Source organism: Labrys methylaminiphilus subsp. lupini, from assembly GCF_051161885.1.
Classification (GTDB): domain Bacteria; phylum Pseudomonadota; class Alphaproteobacteria; order Rhizobiales; family Labraceae; genus Labrys.
Genome location: NZ_JBMDIH010000001.1, coordinates 2,260,050 through 2,279,861, shown reverse-complemented (window position 1 = coordinate 2,279,861; position 19,812 = coordinate 2,260,050). Strand labels below are relative to the sequence as shown.

The following is a 19,812-nucleotide window of genomic DNA, read 5'->3' as shown; positions in this document are numbered from 1 at the left end:
TCAGGCCGAAATGATCTTGGTGTAGGCATCCAGCGCCGCGCCGTAATTTTCGGCATACCAGTTCATGTCGAGCGCCACCTGCTTGCCGATATTGACCGGATCGACCGGGTTGAGGCGCTTCTGATCGGCGGGGATGAGGGCGTCGGTCGCCGGATTGGCGGGGCCCTGTCCGAGCATGTCGAACATTACCAGCTGCTTCTTGGGATCCTGCGCGCTGGCGATGAACTTCATCGCATTGTCCCTGCCGCCGGGGTTGTTCTTGATCACCGCCATGGCACCAGGCGAGATCAGGCCCTGGTCCCAGATGAACTTGACCTGCCCGCCGGAATCCTTTTCCAGGATGGAGGCGCGGGTCGACCAGATCAGGGCCATCGAAGCATCGCCGCTCAGCAGCACCTGCTGGCTCTCGGCGCCGCCGCCCCAATAGGACACGATGTTTTCCTTGAAGGCGGCCAGCTTGTCGTGCGCGCGCTTGAGGTCGAGAGGGTAGAGCTTCTCGGGTGCGACGCCGTCACCCAGCAAGAGCGCCTCCCACATGCCGGCGCCCCATTTGTAGAGCGAACGCTTGCCCGGGAATTTCTGCACGTCGAAGAAATCGGCCATGCCGGTCGGGGCCTTGTCGCCATATTTGGAGGCGTCATAGGCGATGATATAGGAGAAGAAATAGGTCGAGGAGGCATGCTCCCAGCCAAAGCCAGGCCGGAACTTGGACTTGTCGACCACATTATAGTCGATGGGCTCGAGCATGCCCTGCTTGCCCAGGGAAATGGCGGAGAACGGGTCGGCGTCCACGATGTCCCAGGTCGGCTTGCCGCTCTTGGACTGGGCGATGATGCCGCCCTCGGTCGGGCCGCTGCCATCCTCCTTCACGGTGATACCGGTATCCTTGAGAAAGGACTGGCCATAGGCGGCATCGTAGGCCTTGATTGCGTCACCGCCCCAGTTGACCAGCACCAATTGGCCGCCATCGGCACGGGCCGGATCGGCGCGCAGGGCGAAGGGCGCGCCGGCAAGCACCATGGCGGCGAGCTGGGCGAAGCGCCGGCGGCTGATCTGGCCGGCTTCGACCTTCGAGGCGAGGATTTCGAGACAGTCTTTCTGGAAGGCTTCATTCATAGCCGATGTTCCCCTGTTGGGTCTCTGAAGGCGGATGGTGGGAATTATGCTTTAATTGCTTGTTCTTGTTGGATTTACCGTCGGATAGAACTGGGGCTCAGGCCTCTTCGGGCAACAGGAAGCCCTTGCTCTTCGGCCAGGTAAGCCAAAGGTCCGGCCCGTTCGCCAGGGCTTGTGTCGCCTTGTCCGTCGGCAGGGTCAGGCTGACCGGCGTGCCGCTCCTGGTCGCAAGGGACAGTTTGGTGGCGGAGCCGAGATAGGTCGAAGCCGTCACGGTGCCGGCCAGGCAATTGACGGCGTCCGCCTGAGGGGTCACCGAGATATCCATATGCTCCGGGCGGATGGCCAGGATGCCGGTCTTGCCGATATGGGTCTGGGACGGCACGTCGAGCAGGGTTCCATCGCAGGAGCCGCGGGCGTTGCCGGCTTCCCGCTGGACGTCGTGCAGCGGCAGGAGGTTGATGTCGCCCAGGAATTCCGAGACGAAACGGTTGGTCGGCTTCTCATAGACCTCTTGCGGCGTGCCGACCTGCAGGAGTTGGCCATGGTTGAAGATTGCCACATGCGAGGAGAGTGCCATCGCCTCGCTCTGGTCATGCGTGACGAAGATGAAGGTGGTGCCGAGTTCCTCGTGCAGGCGCTTGACCTCGTCCTGCATCGAGTTGCGCATGTTCTTGTCGAGGGCGGAGAAGGGCTCGTCGAGCAGGAGCACAGGCGGCTCGAACACCAGCGCCCGCGCCAGTGCCACGCGCTGCTGCTGGCCGCCGGAAAGCTTGGAGGGAAGCTTGTGGCCATGGCCGGAGAGGCCGACGCGGGTCACCATCTCGCCGACGCGGCGGCGGATCTCGTCGCCGGGCATCTTCCGGATATGCAGCGGGAAGGCGATGTTCTGTTCCACCGTCATGTGCGGGAAGAGCGCATAGCCCTGGAACACCATGCCAAAGGCGCGCTCTTCGGCGGAGAGAGTGGTGATATCGGTCCCGTCGCGGGTGAGGCGACCGACGGTGGGCTTTTCGAAACCGGCGAGGATCATCAGGAAGGTGGTCTTGCCGGAGCCCGATGGCCCGAGCAGGGTGAGGAACTCGCCGCGGGCAATGGTGAGCGAAACGTCCTTGAGCGCCGCGAACTTGCCGAATGTCTTGCCGATGCCTTGGGCCCGGATCTCGGCAGCGTGTTCGATGCTCGAATGACCGGCTGCCTTGCCGGCCGCTACCCCGCCGCTTTGCGCCATGCATATCCTCCCGGAAAACCGTTCAAAGCCTAAGCGTGATTATCGTTCACGACAATTGAATGTTGTTGCCTCTGGGGAAAAATTTGATTCACCCCAACGGGTAGCCCGCTACAGGCGCTCAAGCATAATTGGAACGATGCGTCGAGCTGGTCTGCGCCAAAGCCGACTTCAACCAATCCGCGAAGGCCTGCGACACGGCATGGCCGGCCTTGGCATGCTCCATCACCAGGAAATAGGAGCGGGGGGACTTGATGGCGAGGTCGAAGGGGCGGACCAACTGGCCGGCCTTCATGGCGGTGTTGCAGGTCAACTCGTCTCCCATGGCGATGCCTTGGCCGGCGGTGGCCGCGGCGAAGACGAGATTCATGTCGGAGAAGATCATGCCGCATTCGGCATTGGGATTCTCGACATTGGCGAGCGCCAGCCAGCGCGTCCAATCGTCGAAGTCGCCCAGGTGAAGCAGCGGCGCCCTCAGCACGTCCGAGGGCTCGTTGAGACCACCGACCTTGTTGAGCAAAGCGGGACTGCACAACGGTGTGAACTGCACTTCGCACAGCAGTTCGACGGCCCGGTTGGGCCAGTTGCCATCACCGAAGGTGATGAAGAGGTCGACATCGGGATTGGAGACGTCGTCGAGCCGCCGCGGCGTCACCACGCGCAATGACACGTCGGGGTACATCTCCTGGAATTCCGCGATATGGGTGCACAGCCACAGCGATGCGAAACCAGGGGTGCAGCTCACCTGCAGCGTGCCGGCGACGCCCCTGCCGCCATATTGTAGCGAGGCGTCGCCGATCACCGTGAGCGCCTTGCGCACTTCGTTGGCATAGTGGCGCCCGCGCGCGGTCAGCATTACGCCCTTGCCGTTGCGCTCCAGGAGATCGAAGCCTAGATCGCGCTCGAGCAAACGCAATTGATGGCTGACGGCGCTGCGCGTGAGAAAGAGTTCTTCGGCGGCGCGCCAGACACTGCCGTGGCGCGCGAAGCTGTCGAGGGCGCGCAGGGCTTGGGTGGAGGGAATACGCAAAGGAGGCTCCGGAAATCTCGCGCCCTGGGTGGGTATCGAATTGGTGAATGGAATTTGCTCAAACAAGCAAAACTTATCACTTTTTGATAGCGTTGTTCACCGCTTATCCTCCATGGCAATCAGGGAGGTGGAATGTGACCAGTTCAGCTCAGCAAACGGCGCTCGCGCATGTCGATGCCATCGCCGGTGATCTGTCGACCTGGACGCGCACCATCTTCGACCTCGGCGAGACGGCCTGGCGCGAATACGAATCCGCGCGCTGGTATGTCGATCTCCTGCGCCGGCATGGCTTTACCGTCGAGGAAGGTTCGGCCGGCATGCCGACGGCCTTCTGTGCGCACTGGACCAGCAAACCGGGCGGGCCTGTTATCGGCATGTATGCCGAATATGACGCGGTGCCTGGCAATTGCCAGGATGCGGCCACCGTCAAGCGCCCGCGCCCGGGCCTCAGCGAGCACGCCGGCGGCCACACCGACCCCCATTCGGCGCTGGGCACCTCCAGCCTTGGCGGCCTGCTCGCCACCAAACAGGCGATGGAGCGCCACGGCCTCGCCGGCACGCTGCGCTTCACTGGCGAACCGGCCGAGAAGGTGAGGGGATCCAAGCCCCTCCATGCCGCCAAGGGCTATTATGACGGCCTCGACGGCATGCTCTCCTTCCATCCCTTCTACATGCTGCCGATGTGCAACACGGTGCGTTGGGATACCCATTGCGGCGCCGCCTATTCGATGATCTACCGCTTTGTCTGCGACGAGCCGGAAGCCTGGAACCGGGCGGCGGGAGCGCCGATCCCGCAATCGCATTCCGCCGTGCGCGCGCCCGGCGCCAATGACGCGCTGATGATGATGTACATGGCCTCCAAGGCCCTGCGTGATTCCATGCTGACCCATCAGGGCGGCTGGTCGATCAGCGAGGCGATCCTGACGGCCGGCCAGGCGACGGCGGACAATCTCCCCGCGGGCCTCGCCGAGATCCAGTACATGATGCGCATGCCCACCCTCGACATGGCCGAGCAGGCGACTGCCATGCTCGACCGCAATGCGGAGATGGCGGCAAAGATGACCGGCTGCCGTTACGAGCGCCACTGGGTGTGCAAGTCGCGCCCGGGCCTGGCCAACCATGCCATCGCCAATGTGGTGTGGGACGCGATGTCAACGGTTGGAGCGCCGCGTTGGGGCGAGGAAGCCTGCCGGCTCGCCCGCGAGATCCAGGTCAATCTTGGCCTGGAGCCGATGGAAAAGCCCTTCCTGGCCGAATGCGAGCGTTTGATCGCCCCGCAGGAAGCCGAGGCGATCCTGCGGCGGGATCTGCCGCCCTCGCAGCTCAACTCGACCTCGGACGACTATACCGACATGAGTTGGCATGCCCCGACGGCACGCTTCTACGTGGCCCGGCCGGCCCTCAGGGCGCCGGAGGGCTACACCTATCCGGGCTGGGTGATGAATGCGCTGGGCGGCATGCCTGCCACCATCGATCCGATGGTGACGACCGCTGCCAAGACGATCGCGCTCTCGGCCCTGCGCCTGATCGAGGACGGGGAGGCGCGCGCCGCCGCCCGTCGCGAGTTCGAGGAACGTACCGGCGGCGGCGTCGGCGGCTCCAATTGGATCCCACCGCTGGCCGATTATCCGCCGCCGATCGGCTTTCGCTGGCCTGAATATGTCACCACCGTTCGCGGGCGCGAATGGTGGATCCCCACCTGATGAAAAGGGAAACGACCATGAACCGCATTGAACAGATCCATGTCGACGACGCCTTCACCCTGCGTCGCCGGAATCTCGCCGGCGGCACCAAGCCGCTCAAGCATTGGGGCTTTCGCAACGAGACCGACCGCCTGACCGACGTTCTGCTCGGCTCTCCGGCCTATCTCCGGCACATGGCGACCAGCTCCTTGTCGCGCAAGCATCTGCGCGAGGCGCCCTGCAACATCCAGACGGCGCAGGCCCAGCACAAGGAACTCGCCTCGGCCTATGAGCATTTCGGCGTCAACATTCACTGGCTGGAGCCGGAAGTCGAATTGCCGATGCAGGTCTATACGCGCGATTCCAGCGTAATGACCCCCTATGGCGTCGTCATCACCGCCATGGCCAATTGGTGGCGCCGGGGCGAGAACTATGCCGCCATCCGGGCCTATGAGAAGATGGGCATTCCGATCTACGACATGGTGACGGCTGGCACCTTCGAGGGCGGCGATTTCAACGTGATCGAGGAAGGTTGCGTGCTGATCGGCTGCGGTGGAGCCCGCACCCAGGAGGAGGGCGCCCGCCAGGTTGCCGAGTGGTTCGAAAAGGAAGGCTGGGAAACCCGGCTTGCCTTCATCGACGAATATTACGTTCATATCGACCTGATGGTGGTGCCGATCGCCCCGAAGCTGACGGCGGTATGCCTGGCTTGCACCGAGCCCGGTATCGTCGACTGGCTGAAGGCCAAGGGCCACGAGATCATCGACGTACCGTTCCAGGACACCATGGCGCTCGGCTGCAACTTCATGTCGCTCGGCAATGACCGGATCATCGCGCCCACCGCGAGCAAGAGCCTGATCGGCCAGCTCAAGGCACGCGGATTCGAGGTTGCGGCCGTCGACACCGGCGAGATATCCAAGACGGGCGGCGGCATTCATTGCATGGCGCAGGCTCTGCGCCGCGCGGCCTGAGCGCTCACGGCGAAGAGTAATGGGGTAAGGCGATGATCGCGCAGGAAAACGGGCTGCCGGCGGACTTTCTGTCCGATCTCGCCTCCATCGTCGGTGCCACCCATATCCGTACTGGCGAGGCGATCGCCGAGCTCGACCCAGGCGAAGAGCCGGATAATCTCGGCGCCTCAGCCGTCGTCTCGCCGGCGACGACCGGGGAAGTCGCTGCGATCGTCAGGCTTTGCCTGCGCGACGGCGTCTCGATCGTGCCGCAAGGTGGTCGCACCGGTCTCGTCGGCGGCGGTATCTCGATGGCGGGACAGGTCGTCGTATCGACACGCCGCTTGAACCGGATCGAGCGGCTCGACGCCGATGAGCGCGTGGCGGTGGTGGAAGCCGGCTGCACGCTTCAGGCTCTGCAGGAGGCAGCACTCGTCCATCATCTCGAACCCGGCATCGACCTCCCGGCACGGGGGTCGGCCAGCATAGGCGGCATGATCTCCACCAATGCCGGGGGCATCATGGCCTTCCGCAATGGTGTGACGCGCCATCGCATCCTCGGCCTGGAAGCGGTGCTGCCGGATGGGTCTGTTTATTCCGATCTCACCCGGGTGGTGAAGAATTCCGCCGGATACGATCTCAAGCATCTATTGATCGGGGCCGAGGGAACGCTCGGCATCGTCACAAAGGTGGCAATCAAACTGGACGCCGTACCGAAAGCCCATGCCGTCGCCCTTTTCGGTTTCGGCTCGGTGCCCGCGGCACTTGCCGCCATCCGGCGCGCCCTCGACGCGCGGGTCGGCGAATTGCGTGCGGCCGAGGCGATGTGGGCCGATTACTTCCGTTATGCCGCCCGCCATTTCGGTTGGTCGGCGCCCGACTTTTCCTTCGACCACCAGATCTATCTTATCCTTTCCCTGGGCGGTGCCGACGAAGCGGCACTGCAGGAAGAATTGGCGGCGATCTATGAGGAATTGCTGGACGTCCATCCCGAGACCAGCGCCGTCTTGGCGAGTTCGCTGGCGCAGGAGCAGGCGATCTGGCGGTTGCGCGAGGAATCCGCAGTCCTCTATGTCGATTATCCCAACTCGCCGAGTTTCGACGTCTCGCTGCCCTTGTCACAGGTGGACGACTATGTCCGCGCCAGTGTTGCCGGCCTGGCGGGCGTCTCGCCAGGGCTCGCTCCCTTTGTCTTCGGCCATCTGGGCGACGGCAATCTGCACATCATGCTCAACCGGGCGGCGGATGCGCTGACGCCCGACGATATCGCCGGCGTGGAGGCCGTGCTTTATGGCGGCATCCGCTTGCGTGGCGGTTCATTCTCGGCCGAGCACGGTGTCGGCTCCAAGCGTATCCATGCCCTCTACGCCACGGCCGATCCGGTCAAGCTGGCCTTGATGCGATCGGTCAAGGACCTGCTCGACCCCTCGGGTCTCATGAACCCCGGCAAGGTGCTCGCTTCCTGACACGCCGAAGATGTGCTGACGCCGATCTGACGCCTTGCCTATCTCGAGCTCAAGCTGGGTCGGTGACGATAGCGGGAGCTTGACACTGGAAAAGTCGTCAGGGCAGCCCCATACCTCTCTCGACGCCAAGAAACTACTTTCCTGTCACGCCGATAGCATATTATGCTTACCTAATCCGAATAGGGCATTGCTTCCTTCGTGGAGAATATGCTCACTGTCGGGGCATTTTCTAAAGAAGGAGATCGAGCTTCCCGGGTGTAAACGCCCTTCTTTCGGAGGAGCTTCGACACAAGGCAATGCTCGAACAGATACGGTGAAGCGAGGGTCGGTCGCGCAGGCGGGTGCGGCCAAATACCGGGTTCCGGTGGCAGAGCATCGGCATACTTGGAGAGGACAATGTTCGTGATCTGGCCTGTCATCGTAGCGATGGCGCTAGGGGTTGTGTGCGGAACCTTCGTTCCAGTGCTGGCCTTCACGATCGTCGCCGTGGTCGCGTCTGTCGGCAGCGCCATCGTTATCTGGGTGGCAGGATTCGGCCTTGGCGTGGCCTTGATCGACATGGTGGCGATCGCCGTGACCCTGCAGGTGGGGTATGTCGTCGGTGTCCTCGCTTTGTTCGCCGTAAGCAAGCTTACGCCGAAATTACGTCCGGGCGCAGTGCGTTACGAGCACGAACACGATTCCAGCCTGCCTTGACACTCCATTGACCCTGACACGGGCGGTTGGGTTTAAAACTCAGCTCTGTGACTGATGCTGTGCCTGCGGGCGCTCGCCCTTTTCAGCGATATCGACCGTCACCTCCAGGCTTTCGCCATCGCCGCCGTAATGGGCGCCCCGGACCGGCGCAGCGCCAAGATAGTCCAGGCCGGCCGCGACACGGACATGGTGGACCGTCGGACAGACCGGCAGCGTCGGGTCGAAGCCGACCCAACCCAGACCTTCGACATAGGCCTCGGCCCAGGCATGGCTGGCGCTGCCTTGCTGCGCCTGTGGCTGCCAGAGCAGCCCGCTGACATAGCGGGCCGGGATGCCGAGCGTGCGGGCGCAAGCGATGAAGAGATGGCTGACGTCCTGCGCGACGCCGTTGCCGGCGGCGAACGCCTCCACCAGGCCGGATGCCAGTCGTTTCGGATCGCGGCTGACGTCAATGCGATTATGGATCGCTTGCATCAAGGCATGGCAGGCGGCAAGACCGCCCTCGGCCTCGCTTACGCTCTGGCGGGCGAACGCCTGGATCGAGACATCGGCACGGGTGAGATCGGTATCGCGCAGATAGAGGGAGACGGGGAAGCGCTCGACGACGCCGAGCAGCACACCGGCATTGTCATGGGTTTCCACCTCGCCTTCCACGCGCACCGTCAAGCTGTCGATGCTGCCGATCACCGCGAAGGCATGGCTGATATTGCCGAACGCATCCTCGGCCTGGCTCAATCTGACATCCTGGTCCACGTCGATGCGCCAGCGCACCACATGCTGGCCGTCATGCGAGCGTGGGGTCAGGCGAAGGGTCTGGATCACGGATTTGGCCGGCCGCTCGTAGCGATAGACGGTCTCGTGGGCGACGCAGATGCGCATGGTCCGTAACAGTCTCTCAGATCAGATATTGCTCGGCGATCGCCGCACTTAGATTGTTGTTGTCGGTGATGAAATCGGTGATGAAATCATGCAGCCCGGACTGGAAAACCTCGTCGATACTCAGATTTTGGAGGCGCGATTGGGTCACGCGCACCAGGCGCTGGGCTGGGCCCTGCCGGCCATAGACCTGTGCGAGTTGATCGAGATTCCCATTGAGGTTCTCATAGCATGAAGCGAGGGAGCGTGGCATCTGCGTGTTCAGGATCAGAAGGTCGGCGACCAGCCACGGCTTGAGGCTTTCCTTGTAGACCCAGTGATAGGCGGTGAGGGCGGAGACGGCGCGCAGAATGGCCGTCCATTGGAAGTAATCGAGACTGCCGCCGACGCTTTCGGACGGTGGCAGCAGCACATGATATTTGACGTCGAGAATACGTGCCGTGTTGTCGGAGCGTTCCAGAAACAGGCCGAGGCGCGCGAAAGCGTAGGCATCGTTGCGCAGCATGGTGCGATAGGCCGAGCCGTCGAACATCAGGGAGACGCCCTTGACCCAGTCGAGGAAGCGGGAGACTTCCTCGCGGCTCATATGCGAAGGATTGTAGCGCTTGAGCTGGAGCCAGGAGTCGTTGATGGTCGACCACATCTCCGCGGTCAGCGCCGTGCGGACGCCGCGGGCATTGGTGCGTGCCATCTCGAAGCAGTTCCGGATCGAGGAGGGGTTCTCGGCGGAGAAGGCCAGGAACTCGGTGACCGTACGCTCATTGGCCTCCTCATAGGCGGCAAAGAAGGCTGGACCGCATCCCGCCGTCTCCACTGCACTCTCCCATTCCGTGGTCAGGCCGCCATAGGAAGCCGGCAGGGAGGACAGCCGATAGGCCGCATCGAGGATGCGGGCGAGATATTCGGCCCGTTCGACATAGCGGGCCAGCCAGAACAGATTATCAGCGGTACGCGACAGCATGGCTCTTCGTCCGAACGGGAGGAGGCGGGAGGAGCGATAATAGACAATGCATGGCCTGCCTCATCGGTCCAGGATCCAAGTATCCTTGGTACCCCCGCCCTGGCTGGAATTGACCACCAGAGAACCTTCCTTCAAGGCCACCCGGGTCAGGCCGCCCGGCACGATGCGGATCTTGTCCGAGCCGGTGAGGACGAAGGGGCGAAGGTCGACATGGCGGGGGGCAATTCCCTCCTCGACATAACAGGGACAGGTCGAGAGCGCCAAGGTCGGCTGGGCGATATAGCCGAAGGGATGGGCCTTCAGCTTGGCGCGGAAATCGGCGATCTCGGCCTTGCTGGCATGCGGGCCGATCAGCATGCCATAGCCGCCTGATCCCGAGACCTCCTTGACCACCAGGCTTTCGAGATTGTCGAGCACATAGGCCAAGGCTTCGGGCTCGCGGCAGCGATGCGTCGGCACGTTCCGTAGGATCGGCTCCTCTCCGAGGAAGAAGCGCACGATGTCAGGCATATAGGAATAAACGGCCTTGTCGTCGGCGACGCCAGTGCCGACGGCATTGGTCAGCGTGACATTGCCGGCGCGGTAGGCGGTCATCAGGCCGGGAACGCCGAGAGCGGAGTCCGGGCGGAAGGCGAGAGGATCGAGGAAGTCGTCATCGATGCGCCGATAGATCACGTCGACCCGGCGGGGCCCCTCGGTGGTGCGCATATAGACGATCTCGTCCCGCACGAAGAGGTCGCGCCCCTCGACGATCTCGATGCCTAGGCGATCGGCCAGGAAGGAGTGCTCGTAATAGGCCGAGTTGTACATGCCGGGGGTAAGCAGCACCACGACCGGATCGCGCGAGGCCGAGCGCGGGGCGATCGAGCGCAACGTGGCGAGCAGTTCGTCCGTATAGTTCTCGACGGGGGCGATGCGGTGGCGTGCCACCACTTCCGGGAACAGGCGCATGGTGACTTCGCGGTTCTCCAGCATGTAGGAGACGCCGGAGGGCGTGCGGGCATTGTCCTCGAGCACGTAGAATGTATCGGCGTCGACGCGCACGATGTCGATGCCGGCAATATGGACATAGACGTCGTGCGGTACGCTCTGGCCCGCCATTTCGGGGCGGAAGGCGGGATTGTTGAAGATCAGGTCTTCCGGCACCACGCCGGCGCGTACCACTTCGCGTTTGCCGTAGACGTCCTTGATATACATGTTGAGCGCGCGCACGCGCTGTTCGAGGCCCCGCTTGAGCGTCGCCCATTCCTGCGCCGCCAGGATGCGTGGGATGATGTCGAAGGGGATGAGGCGCTCGGCGCCGGCCTTATCGCCATAGACCGCGAAGGTGATGCCGATGCGCCTGAACAGCAGCTCGGCCTCATTGCGTCGATGGGTCAGTAATTCCTTTGGGGCCGTGGACAGCCACTGCGCGAAATCGGCGTAGGCGGGTCGAATGGAACCGTCGCTCAGTGTCATCTCATCGAACGCCGCCATGCATTCCCTCCAGACGTGCAATCTGGCGTTACATTGAGCGAGATCGTGCAAGGCGGCAAGCGGTCTGCGCATATCGATTGATGAGATCGTGAGCAGAATTGCGGATTTGCCTACCGCAAAGGCAACTTGCCTGCCGCGCTGGCATCGTTTGCCTGAAATGGCGGCTGAAGCCTCCAGTGCGGTCGACCTATCAGGGGGCAGTCGGTTACCGGGGATTGACGAGTGAGGCCGGCAGGCGCAACACGGCGAGACCGCCAATAGCGATGAGAGCCGCCACGCAGTAGAGCGCAAGCGATGAGCTCTGAGTCGCATCGCGCATCCAGCCGATGAAATAGGGGGCGAGGAAGGCTGCGACATTGCCGAGCGAACTCACAAAGGCGATGCCGGCTGCCAGGACAGCCGCAGACATGAAAGCAGGCGGTAATTGCCAGAACAGGGGCAGGGAGGTGCTGGCGCCCATGCCGGCAAGCGTCAATCCGAGCATGGTCGATACCGGATTGCCGGGATCGAGGCCGACGATGGCAAGACCGCAGGCGGCCATCAGCAGCGGAATGCAAAGATGCCAGCGGCGCTCCCTGAACCGATCCGATGAAAGGCCGACGGCGAGCATGAAGACGCAGCCCGCCAGATAGGGCACAGCGCTGAGGAGCCCGATCCTTATGTCGCTGGTAATGCCGGCGCCATTGATCAAGGCCGGCGTCCAGAAGGCAATCGTGTTCACGGCAAGCATCACGGCGAAATAGATGCCGACCAGTTGCCAAACCCTGGGATCCCGAATGCATTGGGATAACGAGATATTCGCTGTCGGCTTCTGTTCGGCAGCGAGGGTTGCCATCAGGTGGTCCTTCTGTGGTTCGCTCAACCACGAGGCATCACGCACGGTGTCCGGTAGGGCGGCGTAGACCACGAAGGCGAGCAGGATGACGGGCAGGCCTTCGAGCAGGAACATCCACTGCCAGCCGCGCAAGCCTGCAATGGTGTTGAAGCTTTCGAGAATGCTGCCCGAAATCGGGCCGCCGAGCAGACCGGCTGCCGGTACGGCGAGGGCAAAGAGCGCCGTGATCTGGCCGCGTCGGCGCTGCGGAAACCAGCGGTTGATGTAGACGAGAACCCCTGGGAAAAAGCCGGCCTCGGCGATGCCGAGAAGGAGACGCAGGCCGTAGAACTGCTGGGCGGAGGTCACCAGGAAGGTCGAGGCCGAGAGAACTCCCCAGACGAGCATGATGAGGGTGATCCCGCGCCGCGGGCCGAGCCTGTCCAGCATCAGATTGCTCGGCACGCCGAACAGGGCGTAGGCCACGAAGAACAGGCCGGCGCCCAGGCCATAGGCGGTGTTGCTGAAGCCGAGATCGGATGTCATCTGCAGCTTGGCGAAGCCGATATTGATGCGGTCGAGATGGGCGAAGACGTAGCACGCCAGCAGTAGGGGCATGATCCTCCACGCGGTGAACCGATGGATTGCGTTTCCAACTGCCTGGGTATCCAGATCGATCGCGAAGTCCCGCGCAGCGACATCCCCTTGCGAATAGCCCTGATGTGCCACGGCTTCCTCCTGTCGCCCTCGATTTGTCGCCTCGAAGCACTCATCATTGCCGAGAAGACCGAGTGGGATTTTTAGATATTTAATATGTTAATTAATTAATGGATAATCCCATTCGTGCCCGATGGCAAGGGCATGGCATTCCGGCCTGGATCGCCGCGCCGCGCAGGCGGCTTCTGGATAGCCGGGTCAAGCCCGGCTATGCCAGTTCAAGGCGTTTCCTTCTTAAATTACCCGCATTACGCCTTCAGAGGCCGACCTCGTTGCTCATCAAGCGGGAAAGGTTCGCGACGAGTATGTCGATGGCGGCACGCACGCGCAGCGGTTGCAACGGGGAGCGTGGCCAGAGGGCATGCACATCGAAGACCAGGCCCGGATGTTCCGTCAGCACCCGGATCAACTCGCCCCTGCGTACACGGTCGGCCACCAGCCAACAGGGCATCCAGGCAAGGCCCGCTCCGGCCACCGCCGCATCGGCGACCGCGTCGAGGGCATCGAAGATGAAGCGGCTCCTAGGCATGATCTCGACGGAAGGCCCGCCTTGTACCGGAAATAGCCATGACCGCGGCTGGCCCGAACGGCCGTAGAGAATGGCGTGATGGTCGGCGATGGCGGCGAGGGTGAGGGGGGCGCCGTGCTCGCGCAGATAGGCAGGTGCGGCGCACACCGTCATGCGCTGCTGGGCGACACGGCGCGTGATCAGGTTCGCGTCGGATTCGAGGGTGCCGTTGCGAATGGCGAGGTCATAGCCCTCCTCGATCAGATCGACGCGCCTGTCGTTGAAATTGAGCTCGAGTTCGAGAGCCGGATGCTGGGCCGCGAGCTTGAGCAGAAGCGGCGTGACGCAGGCACGTCCGAACAGGGCCGGCATGGTGACGCGCAGCCGACCACTGACGTCGCGCCGGCCGCTGTCGAGCATGGCCTCGCCGTCGCGGATCTCGGCCAGCGCCCGCAGGCAGCGCTCATAGAAGACCTGGCCGTCCTCGGTCAGCGCCTGGCTGCGCGTGGTGCGATGGAACAGGCGGGCGCCCAGCCGTTCTTCGAGCCGGGCGATCGATTTGCCGACAGCCGATCGCGAGAGGTTGAGCCGTTGGGCAGCGGCGGCAAAGCCGCCAGCCTCCACCGCTTCGACGAAAACCGAGACACCCGTGAGACGATCCACCATTGCAAGAACGATCTTGTAGATAAAACAGAACCAATGAACGGAAATTATATCGCCACTGGTGCTTGAAATTCAACATTACTGTGCCGCTCCCACAGCCGATGGAGAATGGCGATGACGGAGCAGATGAAACGGTGGTCCATGAATGCGATCGGGCGCGATCGGCTCGTGTTCGAACACGTGCCGAAGCCTCAGCCGGCGGCGGGTGAGATATTGGTCAAAGTGACCGCCGTTTCCCTGAACTACCGCGACAAGCTGGTGATCGAGACCGGTTTCGGCCAGCCTCTGGCCTTCCCCTTCACCCCGGCATCGGACATGGCGGGTGTCGTCGAGGCGATTGGAGAGGCAAGCACGCGATTCAAACCGGGCGACCGGGTGATCTCCACCTTCATTCCCGGCTGGATCGACGGGCTGAACGACGGTACGGCCCGCGTGCCGCCCTACCGCACCTTGGGCGGCATGCGGCCCGGCGTTCTTGCGGACTATGTCGCTTTTCCGGAAGACTGGTTCACCCTTGCGCCAGCCACTCTCGACGATGCCGCTGCGAGCACCTTGCCGGTGGCTGGGCTGACGGCCTGGTTCGCGCTGGTGGAGCGCGGGACGCCTCTGGCCGGCAAGACCGTGCTGGTGCAAGGCACCGGCGGGGTTTCGCTGTTCGGGCTGCAGATCGCCAAGGCCGCGGGGGCCAGGGTGATCGTCACGTCCGGCAGTGCCGACAAGCTGGCGCGGGCCCGGGAACTCGGCGCCGACCATGGCATCGATCGCAGCCGCGAAAACTGGGTTGAGGCCACCCATCGCCTGACGGGCGATCGTGGAGCCGATCACATCCTGGAAATTGCAGGGGGCGCCAACCTGGGGCAGTCCGTGCAGGCGGCGGCGATGGGAGGGCGCATCTCCGTCATCGGCGTGCTGGAAGGCATCGAGGTCTCGGCGCCGGTGGTTCCCCTGATGCTCAAGGGCCTGACGGTCCAGGGCATCGGCGTCGGTCATCGCCGGGCCCAGGAGGATCTGGTGCGGGCTGTCGATACGCTTGGCCTCGAACCCGTCATCGACAAGCGCTACGGCTTCGCCGAGCTTCCGGCCGCGCTCGATCATCTTGATCGAGGCGCCTTCGGCAAGATCGTGATCGAGACGGCACGATAGTTGAGGCGAGCCCGACCGGGGCGAGGCGTCACGCCGCGGCGACCGCCGTCTTGCCGAAGAGATGCAAGGCGGCATGGTAGAGCAGCATGATGGTCTTGCCGTCCCGGATCTCGCCGCGCGCAACCATCGCCAGGGCCTCGTCGATGTCGAGTTCGAGGAGATCGATGTCCTCGCCTTCCTCCGCCTGGCCGCCGCCGGCGCCGACGCGATCGCCGGGGCCGTAGGGCGCGACGAAGAAATAGAGCTTCTCGGTCACGGAGCCCGGGCTCATATAGGCCTCCATCACACGCCGGACTTCGTGAATCCGGAAACCGGTTTCCTCTTCGGTCTCAGCCCGTATACGTTCCTCCGGACCTGCATTGTCGAGCAGGCCGGCCGGGGCTTCGATCAAGAGATCGTCGCAGCCATTGACGAAGGCCGGATAGCGGAACTGGCGCGTGAGAATGACGGTGCGCCGCAAGGGATCGTAAAGCAGGATGGTGGCGCCATTGCCGCGATCATAGGTCTCCCGGCTCTGCCTTTGCCAGCTCCCATCACCGCGACGATAGAGAAACGTCGTCTTCTTCAGGACATACCAGTTGTCGGAGAGGAGTTCGACATCCTCGACCCGCACCCGATCCGCCAAGCTCATGGAAGCCTCTCTGCACGAAATATCGTGAATTTTCTTGAGTGGGCCTTAAATTTCGTGCAATTTCGTGCATAGTCAAGAAAATTCGTGAGGCGGACGGCGTCATGCTCACAAGCGAGCGCAAGGCTTACATTCTCGAGGTTCTCTGCCGGGACGGGCGCGTCGTCGCCAAGACGGTCAGCCGGGAGCTCGACCTGTCCGAGGATACCATCCGCCGGGATCTGCGCGAATTGGCGGGCGAGGGGCTGCTGCAGCGTGTCCATGGCGGCGCGCTGCCGGCTTCGCCGGCCATGGGTGATCTCGCTCAGCGCCGCGACGTCTCGGCGGCTGGCAAGATCGCCATCGGCCGCGCGGCTGCGCGCCTGGTGCGTCCGGGACAGGTCGTCATGCTCGACGGCGGTACCACGGCGGTGCAGCTTGCGCGTCATCTCGACCCCAACCTCAGGGCCATGGTGGTGACCCATAGTCCGAACGTCGCGGTGGAGCTGGCGGGGCATGCCGGCATCGAGGTGGAACTGATCGGCGGCCGGCTGTTCCGTCATTCCATGGTTGCCGTGGGGGCTGTCGCTGCCGAAGCGATCGCACGCATCCGGGCCGACATCTATTTCATGGGCGTGACGGGCATTCATGCCGAGATCGGCTTGACCACCGGCGACAGCGAGGAGGCCGCCATCAAGCGGGCGCTGCGCCGGCAGGCCGCGGAAACCGTCGTGCTGGCGTCTCGGGAGAAGCTCGGCGCTGCCTCGCCCTTCCATGTCGCGGCGATAGAGGAGATCGACGTCATGCTGGTGGAGGAAGATACGCCCGATCCGGCTGTCGAGCCTTTCCGCGCGCTCGGCGTTACCATCATTCGGGCATGATGCGCTATCGCCGGCTGGAATCGGTCATATTCTCCAACCATGGCCGGTACCGGTAAACAAAGCGAGGATTCATGGCTGTTCTGAACGTGGATGATACGGTGCTGATCGAAGCGGCCAGGGCGGCGATTGCTGCGCGCTACCGGCCGGATTGGCATGTCGTCGGGGCCGCCTTGCGCCTTCGCAGCGGCGAGATCGTCACGGGTGTTCATCTCGAAGCCAATGTGGGGCGTATCGCGGTTTGCGCCGAGGCGGTGGCGATCGGGCGGGCCGTCACCGAGATCGGCTCTTCCGATATCGAGGTGATCGTCGCGGTCTATCACAATCGCGATGGCTCGATGGAGATCGTCGCGCCCTGCGGCATGTGCCGCGAGATGATCTCGGACTATGCGCCGACGGCCGAGGTGATCGTGCCGGACGCCTCGGGGAGGGCGACGAAGGCCGCCATCGCATCGCTGCTCCCAGGCAAATATCGGCGCAGCGAATAGCTGGTGGCGTTTCCGGAAAGAGGCGCCTTCAGCCGCGGTCAATGCCCCCAATGAGAGCTGCGCTCAGAACAGGCGCTGCGCCTTCAGGCTGACATGGCCATCACGGCCGATGATGATGTGGTCATGCACCACGATGCCGAGGGGCCCGGCGACATCGGCGATGGTGCGCGTCATCGACACGTCGGCCGAGGAGGGCGAGGGATCGCCGGAGGGATGGTTGTGCACGAGGATCAGCGCTGTGGCCGAGAGTTCCAGCGCCCGCTTCACCACCTCGCGTGGGTATACGGGCGTGTGATTGACCGTGCCTCGTTGCTGGACTTCGTCGGCGATCAGGCCGTTCTTGGTGTCGAGGAAGAGGATGCGGAAGATTTCGCGCTCGGCGAAGGCCATGGTGCTGCGGCAATAATCGATGAGCGCTGCCGAGGTCGACAGCACCGGCCGTTTGGCGATGCCGCCTCTGGCGAGGCGATGGCCGGCCGCCTCGACGATCTTGAGATCGCCGGCTACGCCGTCGCTGACGCCATCGACCTCCTTGAGCCGGGCGATCGGCGCACCCAGGACCTCCGCCAGCGAGCCGAAGCGGGTGATCAGCGCCTTGGCGAGCGGTTTGACGTCCCGGCGCGGAATCGAGCGGAACAGTATGAGTTCGAGCAGTTCATAGTCGGGCAACCGGCCCTCGGCCTCGGCGAAGCGCTGCCGCAGCCTCTCGCGATGGCCATGATAATGCGGCTCCCCCGGTTCGCTGGCTGAGGGGAACAGGGCTGCCTCGCCCAAGCCGGGAAGCGGGGCGTCCGACAATGGCGAGCGCCCCTTCTTCATTCAGGCAGCCCTTTCATTCAGGCAGCCTTGGCGTAGGGCGGCTGATTCAACTCACCGGGGGAGAGAGTGAAGATCTCGACGCCGGTCTCGGTGACGCCGATGCTGTGCTCGAACTGGGCCGAGAGCGAGCGGTCACGCGTCACCGCGGTCCAGCCGTCATTGAGCACCTTCACATCCGGGCGGCCGAGATTGATCATCGGCTCCACCGTGAAGAACATGCCGGGCTTGAGCACCACGCCTTCGCCGCGCCGGCCGTAGTGGAGGATGTTGGGCTCGTCGTGGAACAGGCGGCCGAGACCGTGGCCGCAGAAATCGCGCACCACCGAGCAGCGCTCGGCTTCGGCATAGCTCTGGATGGCGTAGCCGATATCGCCGGTTGTCGCGCCCGGCTTGATGACGTTGATGCCGCGCATCATCGCTTCATAGGTGACCTCCATCAGCCGCTCGGCGCGGCGGGCGATGTCGCCGGCTGTATACATGCGGCTGGAGTCACCATGCCAGCCATCGAGCACCACGGTGTAGTCGATGTTGAGGATGACGCCATCCTGCAGCGGCTTGTCGTCTGGAATGCCGTGGCAGACCACATGGTTGAGCGAAATACAGCTCGACTTGCGATAGCCGCGATAGAACAAGGTGGCCGGATAGGCCTTGTTGTCCATCGCGAATTCGAACAGCATCCGGTCGAGCTGATTAGTGGTGACGCCGGGCTTCACCGCGTCCACCATCAGGTCCAGCCCCTGCGCCGCAAGCCTGCCCGCCGCGCGCATGCCGGCAAAGGCCTCCGGGCCATGGATCTTGATCTGGCCGTTCTTGCGCTGGGGAGACAGTTCTGCGTCGATGAAGCTCATGAAACTACCTGATTAAACGTGTGCGATTCTTATGCCATCTGGGGATGCGGGCAGGAAAGAAAATTCTGAATACCGCATGGCTGCCTTGTGATCTGCCCGGAACCGGGACTTATTCCCGCAGCGGCGTGAGGATCTCGCGCAGTGTCATCCGGCGGAAGGCGGCGACGAGGGCAGCGCCTTCTTCTTCGTCCACCGAGACTGCCAGGCGCATCGTCGCCTCGCCGAGCTGCCAGATCAGGAAAGCCGTGGCGGCATAGCTCGCACCATCCGGTGCGCCATGGGCTCTGGCCATGGCGTCGGCCAGCATGCCGCCGCAGATGCGGCTTTCGGCGAGTTCCAGGGCCGCGAGCTGTTTGTCGGCCTGCGTGCCCGACCAGATGTCGCGCATCACCGGCTCGGCCCGGTAAATGTCGTAGTAGATGTCGATCAGCGAGCCATAGGCCGTTTCCAGCTCCGCCACCGATTGCACTTGTGTCAGGGCATCCTCGATGCAGCGGCGGCTCTCGGCGCTGCAGCGCTCGGCGAGGCTGCGGATGATGGCGCTCTTGTCGGGGAAGTATTGGTAGAGCGAGCCGATGGAGATGCCGGCCTGCTCGGCAACCTCGCCCATCTTCAACTGGTCGCTGCCGCGTGCCCCGATCATCGCCGTCGCCACCGCCAGAATCCTGTCCATGCGCTCGCGGCTGCGCTGCTGGACCGGCGCGCGTCGGGGAAGCGGTGCGGTGGTCGGTTGGTCGAGAGAGCCGGTCAGAGATCTTTTTGCGGGCATGGCTTGACAATAAAAATGTGAGGATTTATCACATTCTCAAATATGAGAATTACTCATGTTTATCAGCGGGAGGTCGA

At 63.4% G+C, this 19,812-nt stretch carries 20 protein-coding genes; 8 read left to right on the top strand and 12 right to left on the bottom strand.

Annotated elements, in window-relative coordinates:
• The 3 genes from ACN6KF_RS10730 to ACN6KF_RS10720 all read right to left on the bottom strand — a co-directional run bounded on the left by ACN6KF_RS10730 (window position 1) and on the right by ACN6KF_RS10720 (window position 3,374).
• Window positions 1-1,116 (bottom strand): ABC transporter substrate-binding protein, encoded by a 1,116-nt coding sequence (locus tag ACN6KF_RS10730; protein WP_434956833.1) that lies wholly within the window; start codon window positions 1,114-1,116, stop codon window positions 1-3.
• A gap of 97 nt (window positions 1,117-1,213) precedes the next feature.
• Complete coding sequence (locus tag ACN6KF_RS10725; protein ID WP_434956832.1) at window positions 1,214-2,347, bottom strand: ABC transporter ATP-binding protein; 1,134 nt, start codon at window positions 2,345-2,347, stop codon at window positions 1,214-1,216.
• Window positions 2,348-2,465: 118 nt separating this feature from the next.
• On the bottom strand, window positions 2,466-3,374 hold the full coding sequence (locus ACN6KF_RS10720) for a LysR substrate-binding domain-containing protein (protein ID WP_434956831.1): 909 nt from the start codon (window positions 3,372-3,374) through the stop codon (window positions 2,466-2,468).
• Window positions 3,375-3,508: 134 nt separating this feature from the next.
• On the opposite strand from ACN6KF_RS10720, the gene ACN6KF_RS10715 reads away from it, so the two are divergent.
• The 4 genes from ACN6KF_RS10715 (at window position 3,509) to ACN6KF_RS10700 (ending at window position 8,168) form a co-directional block, all read left to right on the top strand.
• On the top strand, window positions 3,509-5,077 hold the full coding sequence (locus ACN6KF_RS10715) for a zinc-binding metallopeptidase family protein (protein ID WP_434956830.1): 1,569 nt from the start codon (window positions 3,509-3,511) through the stop codon (window positions 5,075-5,077).
• 17 nt (window positions 5,078-5,094) lie between these two features.
• Window positions 5,095-6,027 carry a dimethylarginine dimethylaminohydrolase family protein gene (locus ACN6KF_RS10710; RefSeq protein WP_434956829.1) on the top strand — a complete coding sequence of 311 codons (933 nt, stop codon included), beginning with the start codon at window positions 5,095-5,097 and terminating at the stop codon, window positions 6,025-6,027.
• A 32-nt stretch (window positions 6,028-6,059) separates the two neighbouring features.
• A complete protein-coding gene (locus ACN6KF_RS10705; protein WP_434956828.1) occupies window positions 6,060-7,472 on the top strand; it encodes an FAD-binding oxidoreductase in 1,413 nt (470 codons plus the stop codon).
• A gap of 396 nt (window positions 7,473-7,868) precedes the next feature.
• Complete coding sequence (locus ACN6KF_RS10700) at window positions 7,869-8,168, top strand: hypothetical protein (protein ID WP_434956827.1); 300 nt, start codon at window positions 7,869-7,871, stop codon at window positions 8,166-8,168.
• Between the two features lie 39 nt (window positions 8,169-8,207).
• On the opposite strand, the gene ACN6KF_RS10695 is transcribed toward ACN6KF_RS10700, so the two are convergent.
• The 4 genes from ACN6KF_RS10695 to ACN6KF_RS10680 all read right to left on the bottom strand — a co-directional run bounded on the left by ACN6KF_RS10695 (window position 8,208) and on the right by ACN6KF_RS10680 (window position 12,913).
• Window positions 8,208-9,047, bottom strand: coding sequence for a transglutaminase family protein (locus ACN6KF_RS10695; protein ID WP_434956826.1), 840 nt, complete (start codon window positions 9,045-9,047; stop codon window positions 8,208-8,210).
• Window positions 9,048-9,063: 16 nt separating this feature from the next.
• On the bottom strand, window positions 9,064-10,005 hold the full coding sequence (locus ACN6KF_RS10690; RefSeq protein ID WP_434956825.1) for an alpha-E domain-containing protein: 942 nt from the start codon (window positions 10,003-10,005) through the stop codon (window positions 9,064-9,066).
• Between the two features lie 60 nt (window positions 10,006-10,065).
• Window positions 10,066-11,481 (bottom strand): circularly permuted type 2 ATP-grasp protein, encoded by a 1,416-nt coding sequence (locus ACN6KF_RS10685; RefSeq protein ID WP_434956824.1) that lies wholly within the window; start codon window positions 11,479-11,481, stop codon window positions 10,066-10,068.
• Window positions 11,482-11,686: 205 nt separating this feature from the next.
• Window positions 11,687-12,913 (bottom strand): MFS transporter, encoded by a 1,227-nt coding sequence (locus tag ACN6KF_RS10680; RefSeq protein ID WP_434956823.1) that lies wholly within the window; start codon window positions 12,911-12,913, stop codon window positions 11,687-11,689.
• A gap of 21 nt (window positions 12,914-12,934) precedes the next feature.
• Here ACN6KF_RS10680 and ACN6KF_RS10675 point away from each other — a divergent pair, with 21 nt between their 5' ends.
• Window positions 12,935-13,099 (top strand): hypothetical protein, encoded by a 165-nt coding sequence (locus ACN6KF_RS10675; protein ID WP_434956822.1) that lies wholly within the window; start codon window positions 12,935-12,937, stop codon window positions 13,097-13,099.
• A gap of 169 nt (window positions 13,100-13,268) precedes the next feature.
• Here the strand turns inward: ACN6KF_RS10675 and ACN6KF_RS10670 are convergent, their stop codons facing one another.
• Window positions 13,269-14,183, bottom strand: coding sequence for a LysR family transcriptional regulator (locus ACN6KF_RS10670; protein ID WP_434959650.1), 915 nt, complete (start codon window positions 14,181-14,183; stop codon window positions 13,269-13,271).
• A gap of 114 nt (window positions 14,184-14,297) precedes the next feature.
• Between ACN6KF_RS10670 and ACN6KF_RS10665 the strand changes: the two genes are divergently transcribed.
• Complete coding sequence (locus ACN6KF_RS10665) at window positions 14,298-15,326, top strand: zinc-dependent alcohol dehydrogenase family protein (RefSeq protein ID WP_434956821.1); 1,029 nt, start codon at window positions 14,298-14,300, stop codon at window positions 15,324-15,326.
• A 28-nt stretch (window positions 15,327-15,354) separates the two neighbouring features.
• Here the strand turns inward: ACN6KF_RS10665 and ACN6KF_RS10660 are convergent, their stop codons facing one another.
• Window positions 15,355-15,957, bottom strand: a complete 603-nt coding sequence (locus tag ACN6KF_RS10660) for an NUDIX hydrolase (RefSeq protein WP_434956820.1) — start codon at window positions 15,955-15,957, stop codon at window positions 15,355-15,357.
• A 101-nt stretch (window positions 15,958-16,058) separates the two neighbouring features.
• On the opposite strand from ACN6KF_RS10660, the gene ACN6KF_RS10655 reads away from it, so the two are divergent.
• Window positions 16,059-16,814: a DeoR/GlpR family DNA-binding transcription regulator gene (locus tag ACN6KF_RS10655; protein WP_434956819.1), complete on the top strand. Its 756-nt coding sequence runs from the start codon at window positions 16,059-16,061 to the stop codon at window positions 16,812-16,814.
• Between the two features lie 71 nt (window positions 16,815-16,885).
• Window positions 16,886-17,299: a cytidine deaminase gene (locus tag ACN6KF_RS10650; protein ID WP_434956818.1), complete on the top strand. Its 414-nt coding sequence runs from the start codon at window positions 16,886-16,888 to the stop codon at window positions 17,297-17,299.
• Window positions 17,300-17,362: 63 nt separating this feature from the next.
• On the opposite strand, the gene radC is transcribed toward ACN6KF_RS10650, so the two are convergent.
• The 3 genes from radC to ACN6KF_RS10635 all read right to left on the bottom strand — a co-directional run bounded on the left by radC (window position 17,363) and on the right by ACN6KF_RS10635 (window position 19,639).
• Window positions 17,363-18,118 (bottom strand): RadC family protein, encoded by a 756-nt coding sequence (gene radC, locus ACN6KF_RS10645; RefSeq protein WP_434956817.1) that lies wholly within the window; start codon window positions 18,116-18,118, stop codon window positions 17,363-17,365.
• Between the two features lie 17 nt (window positions 18,119-18,135).
• Entirely contained in the window at window positions 18,136-18,966 is an 831-nt protein-coding gene (map, locus tag ACN6KF_RS10640) for a type I methionyl aminopeptidase (protein WP_434956816.1), read from the bottom strand.
• 109 nt (window positions 18,967-19,075) lie between these two features.
• Window positions 19,076-19,639, bottom strand: a complete 564-nt coding sequence (locus ACN6KF_RS10635; protein WP_434956815.1) for a TetR/AcrR family transcriptional regulator — start codon at window positions 19,637-19,639, stop codon at window positions 19,076-19,078.
• Window positions 19,640-19,812: the final 173 nt, after the last annotated feature.